General features: G+C 61.8%; 1 protein-coding gene. It reads left to right on the forward strand.

The window, feature by feature from the left end; genetic code table 11:
- Positions 1-46 precede the first annotated feature (46 nt).
- Positions 47-1,238, forward strand: a 1,192-nt coding sequence (locus EN914_RS35940; RefSeq protein WP_407067834.1) for a calcium-binding protein, incomplete at its 3' end; no start/stop codon positions are given.

A 1,238-nucleotide genomic window follows, 5' to 3' on the forward strand; every position in this document is an offset into this window, starting at 1 on the left:
CGTCATAAGTGGCCTGCCGCCGGTAACGTCATCGGCAACGACATCCTTGCAGTCGGCAGAGGGGACCCTCGAACTCTTTGGCGGCAACGACCGGTTCGAGATGTCCTATGGGGATTTGTCGGGCGATCCGTTCGCCCCAAATGTCGACGCCAATCTCGACGCCGGGGCGGGCGATGACACCGTTATCATCCAGGCCGGCAGCATCCACGACATCGATCTTGGAGATGGTGTCGACAGTGTCGTGATATCCGGCAGCGGCACACAGGTCGGCAATGTGACCGGTGGCATCGGTGACGACCTGATATCGGTCGGTATCCTCGAGGTCGAGGAAGGCGTTTTTTTCAGCGAGCCAATCGTCGGTATCATCTCTGGGGGTGAGGGCGGTGATACCATTACCATAGGGGGAGGCAACGTCGAGGCCGTGGATGCCGGGGCCGGCGACGACCAGGTCAGCATCGGCGGCAATACCGCAATCGAATTGGATATCGATGGAGAGGCCGGCAACGACACAATAACGGTCAGTGGCAACGCCACCATAGGCGGCAGCATTTTCGGCAACGATGGCAACGACACCGTCAACATCGACGGTGGAACCGTCGGCACAACCATATCGCCGGGCATCGTTGATCTTGCGGGCGGCGCCGACATTTTCAACATGACCGCGGGCCATGTGACCGGCTCGGTGTTCGGCGAAGGCGGCGGCAACACCTATACCGTCAGCGGCGGCACGGTCGACGGCTCGATCTATGCCGGCAGCCAGGACGACAGCGTATCGATCTCGGGCAACGCCAGTGTCGGCATCGACCCAGGTGAGGGTGGGGAGGGCACAGATTCTGTCGGGCTGGAGGATGGTGACGACACCTTCGACATGACCGGCGGCACTCTTGCGGGTGCGGTAAGCGGTGGTGCCGGCAATGATGTTATTACGCTGCGCGGCGGCACCATAAACAGTTTTCTGGAAGGCAACGACGGCAACGATCAGATATTGGTCTCCGGCGGCGTGCTTGCGGGAGAGGTCACCGGCGATGTCGGTGACGATCTGATTGTCATCAGCGGCGGCGCCATCGGATCCAGCGTTTCCGGCGGCGCCGGCTTCGACAATGTCTCGGTCACCGGCGGCACCATCACGGGCGGCATAGACGCCGAGCATGTCCATCTGTCGGGCGGCACGATCGGCGGTAACATTACCGGTCTTGGTCCCGACACGCTCGTGATCGACGGCATCGGTGCGGTTGACC

This window comes from Mesorhizobium sp. M7A.F.Ca.CA.001.08.2.1, from assembly GCF_003998455.1.
Classification (GTDB): domain Bacteria; phylum Pseudomonadota; class Alphaproteobacteria; order Rhizobiales; family Rhizobiaceae; genus Mesorhizobium; species Mesorhizobium ciceri.